Source organism: Streptomyces sp. NPDC002309, from assembly GCF_053593375.1.
Map to the genome: position 1 here is coordinate 1 of NZ_JBSFCI010000086.1, position 7,894 is coordinate 7,894.

Genomic DNA, 7,894 nt, shown 5'->3' on the forward strand with positions numbered 1-7,894 from the left:
AAGGCGAAGACGAAGGCGAGGACGAGGAGCGGGACGAGGAGCGGGACGAGGAGCGGGACGAGGACGAAGAGGAGGAATACGAAGAAGACGAAGAGTACGAAGAGGAGAAGGACAGAAGGAAGAGCCGGTGATCGCCGCCCCGCGTCACGACGGTGCCGGCAGCACGCCGTGGTGGCGACCGAGACATGCTGCTCGGCAGGACGTGCCAAGTGACTGCAAGGGTCTTTGAGAGAGCATGCGGGCCAAGCCCTATATGCGGCCCTCAGCCCTGTGCTGCTTTGCAGGCTTCCATCCCATGGGCGGACGGACGCTCCAACATCTCGTCTCGTTCGCTTCCGTGCCCGGAAGTCCGTCTGATGTTGCCGCGGAATCGCTCTATGAACAGCGGAACCGATCCCTCCGCCTCGCCCGTGATCGCGTTACGCCGTGAGCGAGCGCAAGCCGTACCCCAGCGACCTGTCCGACGCCCGATGGGACCTGATCGAGCCGACGTAGACGGCCTGGAGGAAGGCCCGGCTTGACCGCAATGGGCAACCGGCACCGGCAAATGCCGATTTACGTGAGGCCCTTGTCGCCGAGCAGTGCTTCGGGACGCTTGCGAGAACGGCCGCGTCGTCCGGCGACGGGCGGGATGCCGTCGACCAGGGGGAGTGTCTGAGTGACGTCGTTGACGTTGGCCGCGGTGGTGATGACCTTGAGCGGCGTACCGCGCCCGTCGCAGATCAGGTGGTGTTTGCTGCCCGTCTTGCGCCAGTCGACCGGCGACGGACCGGTGTCCGCATCCCCTCTCGCGTGGAGGTGCGAGCCGTCCACGCAGGCCCGTGACCAGTCAAGTTCCCCGGGCCGCGTTCAAGAACGCGCGCTCGGATTGCCGTGAGCTACAGGCGGCCGGTCGTTGAGTGAGGTCTGCAGGACCCAGGTCTTCGCTCAGGATGCTGTACGACTTGCGGCGTGACGCTGGTCCGCCGACTGGAAGGGTTGCCCAGCTGATGCCGCGCAATTAATCGGTGGTGCCGCGTCCTGGGGTGGGGCTATGGTTCTGCTCGTTCGAGGTGCGGCTGTGTGTCGTTGCCGAGGGCACGGTGGTTGGTTCGTTGAGAAGAAGCAGGAGGTGAGGACGTTGATGACTGTCATGGTGACGGGCGCTGCCCGCATTCAGGAGTTCATCGTTTCCACCCCTGTGGTCTCCGGCTGACACCCACTCGACTTCCGCGCGCTGAGCGCGCCGCCGGGGCCACCCTTCGAAGGGTTCCCCTTGTTCAACGCTTCGCTCGACACGTCTTCCCCTTCTGATGCTCAGCACCTCCTCGCCGTTTACGGCTGGGACGGGGGCTGGGAAGCGGAGTTCGCTCCGTACGCCGCGCAGGGTCTGGTCCCCGGGCGGGTCGTGCGGGTCGACCGCGGTCAGTGTGACGTCGCCACCCCCGCCGGTGTCATCCGGGCCGACACCGAGTTCGTCGTTCCCCGTGACCCGATGAAAGTCGTGTGCACGGGGGACTGGGTCGCCGTCGATCCCGAGGGCGATGATCCGCGGTACGCACGCACGATTCTTCCTCGCCGTACCGCCTTCGTGCGTTCCACCTCCTCCAAGCGGTCCGAGGGGCAGATCCTCGCCGCCAACGTCGACCACGCCGTGATCGCCGTGTCGCTGGCCGTCGAGCTCGACCTCGGCCGCATCGAGCGCTTCCTCGCCCTCGCCTGGGAGTCCGGCGCGACTGCGCAGCGGTGAGGCGCGCTGTAACACGCCTCAGGCCGCTATACGCAGCAGAGTCGCCCTGAGGCCCGCCCCCCTTACGGGAAGCGGACCTCGACGCACTTCAGACGGCAGGCGTCAGCGGCATGACCGAGAGTTGTAACCGGCAGCCCGCCAGATGCCGTCACCGTCGACGAACTCGTAATTGCCGTTCGCGACACGCCTCACTTCGAAGTCGCGGTGCGTGCCGTCGTAGTACAGGTTGAGAAGCTGGCCGGGCTCTGAGTCGCCGGACCGGTAGAAGAGATGCTTCCAGTTCGCCCAACCGAAGCTTCCGGGACCGACCCCTCCGTCGGTCTGCAGACCGGCGTTATAACGCTTGTTCTCGTCCTTCTGCCAAGCGATTGTCGCCGTCCTGGTCTGGCTTCCGAAGACGCCGTCGACGTCCGAGGCATTGGCGAGTTCCCCATCTGCCCACAGGATCTTCTGCCACAAGCACGTGACGTTGGACGACGCATGAGTGCTCATGCCCAGCTCGCCCTCGTCGTCCCAGTCGGCCGGAAGTTCGTAGACGTCGTAGCCGTTCCCCCAAACATAAGCACGGCCGCTGTAGGTTCCGCTCGCCGCGGCCGGGGTGGTGCTCACTGCGAGGACGGCGGCGGTCAGCGCCCCCACCGCGCAAGCGCCCCATCTGATGCGCTTGGTGTGCCAACTCATGAAGACTCCCGGATTTCGGGCCCCCCCTTGGAGCCAGATCGCGCCATTGAACAGCCTCCGGCAGCTGATCCGTACGTCAAGTTCAAGCCACAAATGACCATGATCGCGCCAAGTACGTGGGCTGTGACGTGCTGCCGTTCCCGCCAGGGACGACGTGACCCGCCCCGGCAGTTCAGTGACGAGCGCCTCCGTCTCCGGCACCGTCTCCTCCGCACACCCGGCGCAAGGCCGGGAGGGTTCCGCTGGTGCTCCGGACCCGAGGCAGTCCCCGGAGGTGGCATCACCCGCGCACCACACGCCGATGGAAGTGGAGCAGCCCACTCGGATGGGTGTCGACTCTGTGGCCACGCTGCCTCAGAGTTTGCCGTCTCCGTCGGTCGGGGCAAGCGGCCAGCCCGGCCCGGAACGGGTACATGGCGGAGCGACTCCGCAGACCGGCATGGCTCCTCCGGTGTTCGGCAGCAGAGCCGGTGCTCCGGTCAACACCCCGGCCGATGCCAGGGGCGGGCCCCTGGCATGGGCCGGATGCCGTCCCAAACCGGCCAAGGCCCGACGCCGAATCCCGTGCGCATGCCGAGTGGCCCCAGCGCTGTCCGCAGCAGCCACGGCATCGTCGGCGGCCGCCCTGTCACGCCGCCCACGGGCAGGCCGGCCGGGGCCATCCCGCGCGGCACGGTCGTAGGAGGGGAGAGCTCGGCCCCGCGCGGCACGATGGGCCCGGCCGCTGGCACGCCAAGTCCAGCGGGCCGCGTGGTGGGCCAGCAGAACCTGGTCCCCGGCCGTCGTCCCCAGTTCAGAACGGTCTGCCAGTACGTGGCACCCTCGCCGCCGTCGCCCGCCCACAGGCCGAGGATTTCGCGGTAGCCGTCGGCGGTGACCGCGACGGCCACGTAGACGGGCCGGTTGGCGACATGGCCGTCCCTGATCTTGACGTGCACGGCGTCGATGAAGACGACCGAGTAGACCGAGTCGAGCGGGCGGGTGCGCCACTCTGCCATCGATTCCAGGGCCTTGATGCTCCTATTGCTCGTCAAGCGTGGGGAGGCGCTTGCCGGTGCGATGTACCTTCACTCCATGTCACTCACTCCCGATAGCGAGGTCCGCAGCCGCGACGAGATGGTCGCCTTCGTCCGAGAACTCCACCAGGACTACCTCCGCCGTGGGCACGAATGGGAGAACCAGAGTCTCGATCACTTCCTTGAGGCCCTCGCGGCGTGGATGCATGACTCGCCGGGCTGGTACCGAAACTTCGGGAAGGAACTCCCGGAGGGCGGGGACTGGACCTTCGTGGCCAGAGCCCTTCAGGCCGCCACCGTCTATGAGTGAGTCCGCTCTTGAAACAGTCAGGCCGCGCTGAGCCAGTCCCGGTAGGCGTCTGAGAGGGCGTCGTCGCGGCGTGTGCCGCGTTCGATGCAGGAGATCGCCGCCGGCCAGACACCGAAGTGCTTGGCGACCGTGGTGAGGGTGATGTTCTTGGCCTGGCGTGCGGGCCGGAGGTCGGAGACGTCGGGGACGGTGACCGGTGTGGTGAGGTAGCGGAAGACCTCCCGGGCGATCGCCCGCTTGAGGAGACGGATGATCTCCTTCTTCGTGCGTCCGGCGGCCGTCTGCCGGGCGACGTACTCGCGGGTGCGGGCGTCACAGGACATCCGGACGAGAGCGATCCGGTAGAGAGCGGCGTTCGCTCCGCGGTCTCCGCCCCGGGAGAGACGGTGACGGTTGGTCCTGCCGCTGGAGGCGGGGACTGGCGCGACGCCGCAGAGCGCCGCGAAGGATGCCTCAGTGCGCAGGCGGTCGGGACTTCCTCCGGCGGTGACTACGAGCTGGGCCGCGGTGTCCGGACCGACACCGAACGCGGCGCGCAGGCCAGGGTTGTGCTCGGTGGCGGCGGCGTCCAGGGCGGCGGTGAGGGCGTCGTGTTCCGTGGTCAGTGCCTGAACGCGGCGGGCGAGGGTCTTCAGGGCGGTCAGGAGGGCGATGCGCGGTCCGTCGCCGGTGGGACGGAGTCGGGAGAGGGCGTCGACCTGTGTCTTGCCGCGCAGGGCGGTGTACTTGACGCGGATGTCGTCCGGGGCGGTGATGAGGATGTGCGTGATCTGGTTCAGCGTGGCGGTGCGTGCTTTGACGGCCGACCGGGCGGCGTTGTGGAGGGCGCGTATGCCGCTGACCGTGTCGTCCTTGGGTATGACCGTTGCCCGGCCGGACAGCGCGGCGCGGGCGGCTGCGTAGGCGTCGATGGGATCGGACTTGCCGATCCGGCGCCGCTCGGCCCTGTCAGGCCGGTTGACCTCGATCACGGTGAGGCCCGCTTGGCGGGCGGCACGGGTGAACCCGAGGCCGTAGGATGAGGTCCCCTCGACCCCGACGGCCGTCACTGTGCCGTGGGCGTTCAGAAACGCGACCGCCGCAGCGTATCCGGCTGCCGTGGTCGGGAACTCGGCGTCGGCGACGTGGCCACCCCGGTCGGTGATGACAGCGACGTGGATCGTGTCCCCATGGGAGTCCACACCGCCGAACACCGCATCCAGTTCTGCGGTGGGCGTGGTCGTCGCTGTCATCCTGTGGGCTGCCTTCCCGGGCCGGCGGTGACTTCGGCCGGGTGGGTCAGACAGGACATTGAAGAGGCCTGTGGCCAAGCTCCTATCAGGTCATGCTCCACCTGGCCGGAGCCATGGAGAACGGGTCCCGGCGGCCGGACAGAACAATCGAAGGACAGCCCAGCAGGACGTCAGTCAGACCCTGAGCCACGACCACCGGAACCCGCTACGAGTATCAATGTCAGTGATCGTGGAGATGGTCTGGCGGGAGACTTCGGCGCCATAGACCTCGGCCAGATGGGCCTGGACCTCACCGGTCGTCAGACCCTTCGCGGAGAGCGAGATCACCATCTCGTCCACGCCAGACAAGCGCTTCTGCCGCTTTGACAATCTTCGGCTCGAAGCTGCCTTCCCGGTCGCGGGGCACGGCTATCCACCTACACGCTGCCGCTGAAAGCCAAGGGCCTGAAGGTCAAGCAGCAGAAGGACGGCAGCCTGCTCTTCACCGACAGGAAGAACAAGAAGCGGGCCGTGATGCCCGCCCCGGTGATGTGGGACGCGACCGTCGACAAGGTGTCCGGTGAGCACACCCACCGGGCCAGAGTCGCCATGAAGGTCGTCAAGACCAAGGGCGGCGTCGACCTCGTCATCACACCGGACGCGAAGTTCCTCGCGGACCCTAAGACGAAGTACCCGGTGACGGTGGATCCGGTGACATCGGCACTGGCCAGCACCTTCGACACCTACGTGCAGCAAGGCGAAACGGTGGACTTGTCCGCCGACACCGAACTCGACTTCGGCAATCCGGGCACCACGAACCCTGACGGTACGCCGCGTACGGCCCGGTCGTTCATCCACTGGAACACCACGCCCATCTCGGACGCGTTGATCACCAGTGCGGAGCTGAGCCTGTGGAACTTCCACTCGGGCAACACCGACTGCGCCGCATACGGCTGGGACGTCTGGTCCACCACCCAGGCATACACCTCCTCGCGTTGGACTGATCAGCCCTCGTGGCTGCAGAAGTACCACAACTCGACACAGACCAAGGGCAACCCCCAGTCGCAGATGAGCTGATGTGACACTCGGGGGTGTGGGGCGGGCCGAACGGGCCGCCCCACACCCCCGATCGACTGATCGATTGAGAGAGGAAAGGTTGCGCCATGTGGGATGGCTGTACCCCGGTCCTGGGCGCGGAGCCCGACCCGCCCCGACGGGAGATCACCGGCTGGGAGCTTCCGGGCATCGGGGAGATAGACGTCGAGTCGGAGGGCTACCGCATGTCGGTGCTGCCCGCGGACGGCTCCCTGCGTATCGAGTTGACGTTCTCCGCAGCCTACGTGGAGACCGAGTCGGCGCCGTACTGGCCGCTCGGGCCCGTGTCGCTGATCCTGCACGGCGTGCACTCCATCAGCATGGACACCCCCGGGGCTCCGGCCGACCCGCCGTGGAAGCGGCTACTGCGCGGCGACTCCCAGGACGAGTTGCTGCGCATGGCCTGGGACGAGCAGATGGACGTCCTGTATGTGAGCGACGGCGGCACGGCCCTGACCTGCCGGGGCGGCACCTGGAGCTGGCAGTTCGCCAGCCCTGCGGCCCGCTAGGGGGCTGTACCGTCATTGGCTCTTGCCCACGTGCCGTCCCCGAGACGATGGCCCGCGTCGAGATCGGCCGCTTCGCCCTGGCCGGATACGGGGCCGGGCAACGCGAGCGGTATCGAGGAGTCGGGACTGCGTCGGAAACGTGCCGTAGGCCGCTGTGATCAACCTGAGGCATCGTCGAGGTAAGCTTGGAAGCCGCCAATAGTTGATCTTGGAGGCGTCAGCCCTTCCGCCGGGCGGCGGGGTCGCGTTCGGCGACGTGCCGGGCAACCGCGTCGACGCCGGGGCGGGCGTACCGCCCAGTACGCCTACGACAGCGCCGGTCGGGTCACCTCCTGAACCGTTCCGGGTTCAGTTGGGACTCGATCATTTGAGAGGATCGAGTCATGGCAGAACCGGCAGGGACATCCCGTGGCTCGCTACACCGTTGAACGCCTCATGCGTGAACTCGGCATCACCGGCGCCGTCCACGGTAAGAGGGTGATCACCACGATCCCGGATCCGGCCGCGCCCCGGGGTCCGGACCTGGTCGACCGCGACTTCGTCGCCGACGCACCGAACCGCTGCTGGGTCGCGGACTTCACGCACGTGGCGACCTGGACCGGCGTCGTCTACGTCGCCTTCGTCGTGGACACCTTCTCGAGCCGCATCGTCGGCTGGTCGGCGGCCACCACGAAGGAGACCCGGCTCGTCCTGGACGCGCTGGAAATGGCCCTATGACAACGCGATCGCGATCAACATTCCTATGTGCGCGGTGAGTTGATACCTCATTCGGATGCCGGGTCCCAATACACCTCGTTCAAGCTGGCCGAACATCTCGACGTCGCCGGCGTCGCGGCGAGCGTCGGCTCGGTCGGGGACGCCCTGGACAACGCCCTGATGGAGTCGACCATCGGGCTCTACAAGACCGAGCTGATCAAGCCGCAGCGGCCCTGGAGGACGCTGTCCCAGGTCGAGCTGGCCACCGCCGAGTGGATCGACTGGTACAACCACAGCCGACTCCACGGTGAGATAGGGCACATCCCGCCCGTCGAGTACGAAGCAAATCACTACCTCAACACCACGAAACCCCAGGTCACACCCAACATCTGAGATCTCTACCGAACCCGGAACGGTTCAGCATGACGCTGGTCCGCCGGCGGTCGGAGGGCGCCCAGGTAGAGCCACGAATTTAATCGGTGGTGTCCTGCCCTGGGGTGGGGCTATGGTTCTGCTCGTTCGAGGTGCGGCTGTGTGTCGTTGCCGGGGGCTCGGTGTTGGTTCGTTGAGAAGAAGCAGGAGGTGAGGACGTTGATGACTGTCATGGTGACGGGCGCTGCCCGCATTCAGGAGTTCATCGTTTCCAC

At 66.9% G+C, this 7,894-nt stretch carries 7 protein-coding genes and 5 pseudogenes; 7 read left to right on the top strand and 5 right to left on the bottom strand.

All coding sequences use genetic code 11. The features are described from left to right. Positions 1 to 426: 426 nt before the first annotated feature. Positions 427 to 576 (top strand): annotated as a pseudogene (locus ACWCPM_RS34240) (IS5/IS1182 family transposase); the annotation flags it as partial. Here the strand turns inward: ACWCPM_RS34240 and ACWCPM_RS34245 are convergent. Next, complete coding sequence (locus tag ACWCPM_RS34245) at positions 556 to 813, bottom strand: transposase (protein ID WP_450980171.1); 258 nt, start codon at positions 811 to 813, stop codon at positions 556 to 558. The pseudogene ACWCPM_RS34240 and the gene ACWCPM_RS34245 overlap by 21 nt on opposite strands. A 442-nt stretch (positions 814 to 1,255) precedes the next feature. Here ACWCPM_RS34245 and rsgA point away from each other — a divergent pair. Continuing rightward, positions 1,256 to 1,714 (top strand): annotated as a pseudogene (rsgA, locus tag ACWCPM_RS34250) (GTPase RsgA); the annotation flags it as partial. A 117-nt stretch (positions 1,715 to 1,831) separates the two neighbouring features. Here rsgA and ACWCPM_RS34255 read toward each other — a convergent pair. Then, positions 1,832 to 2,410: a peptidoglycan-binding domain-containing protein gene (locus tag ACWCPM_RS34255; protein WP_450980172.1), complete on the bottom strand. Its 579-nt coding sequence runs from the start codon at positions 2,408 to 2,410 to the stop codon at positions 1,832 to 1,834. Positions 2,411 to 3,203: 793 nt separating this feature from the next. After that, positions 3,204 to 3,417: pseudogene (locus ACWCPM_RS34260) on the bottom strand (transposase); the annotation flags it as partial. Between the two features lie 67 nt (positions 3,418 to 3,484). Between ACWCPM_RS34260 and ACWCPM_RS34265 the strand changes: the two are divergent. Next, the gene (locus ACWCPM_RS34265; RefSeq protein ID WP_450980173.1) at positions 3,485 to 3,736 is read left to right on the top strand and encodes a DUF7660 family protein; all 252 of its coding nucleotides are present in this window, start codon (positions 3,485 to 3,487) and stop codon (positions 3,734 to 3,736) included. Positions 3,737 to 3,753: 17 nt separating this feature from the next. Here the strand turns inward: ACWCPM_RS34265 and ACWCPM_RS34270 are convergent, their stop codons facing one another. Then, complete coding sequence (locus tag ACWCPM_RS34270) at positions 3,754 to 4,968, bottom strand: IS110 family transposase (protein ID WP_450980174.1); 1,215 nt, start codon at positions 4,966 to 4,968, stop codon at positions 3,754 to 3,756. Positions 4,969 to 5,187: 219 nt separating this feature from the next. Further along, positions 5,188 to 5,380 (bottom strand): annotated as a pseudogene (locus tag ACWCPM_RS34275) (transposase); the annotation flags it as partial. Between the two features lie 2 nt (positions 5,381 to 5,382). Here ACWCPM_RS34275 and ACWCPM_RS34280 point away from each other — a divergent pair. From ACWCPM_RS34280 to ACWCPM_RS34295, 4 genes and pseudogenes are all read left to right on the top strand, one after another. Next, positions 5,383 to 6,003: pseudogene (locus ACWCPM_RS34280) on the top strand (sugar-binding protein); the annotation flags it as partial. A gap of 107 nt (positions 6,004 to 6,110) precedes the next feature. Then, positions 6,111 to 6,551, top strand: coding sequence for a hypothetical protein (locus ACWCPM_RS34285; protein ID WP_450980175.1), 441 nt, complete (start codon positions 6,111 to 6,113; stop codon positions 6,549 to 6,551). Positions 6,552 to 6,926: 375 nt separating this feature from the next. Continuing rightward, positions 6,927 to 7,268 (top strand): DDE-type integrase/transposase/recombinase, encoded by a 342-nt coding sequence (locus ACWCPM_RS34290; protein WP_450980177.1) that lies wholly within the window; start codon positions 6,927 to 6,929, stop codon positions 7,266 to 7,268. Between the two features lie 27 nt (positions 7,269 to 7,295). Further along, positions 7,296 to 7,640 (top strand): integrase core domain-containing protein, encoded by a 345-nt coding sequence (locus ACWCPM_RS34295; protein WP_450980176.1) that lies wholly within the window; start codon positions 7,296 to 7,298, stop codon positions 7,638 to 7,640. Positions 7,641 to 7,894 lie beyond the last annotated feature (254 nt).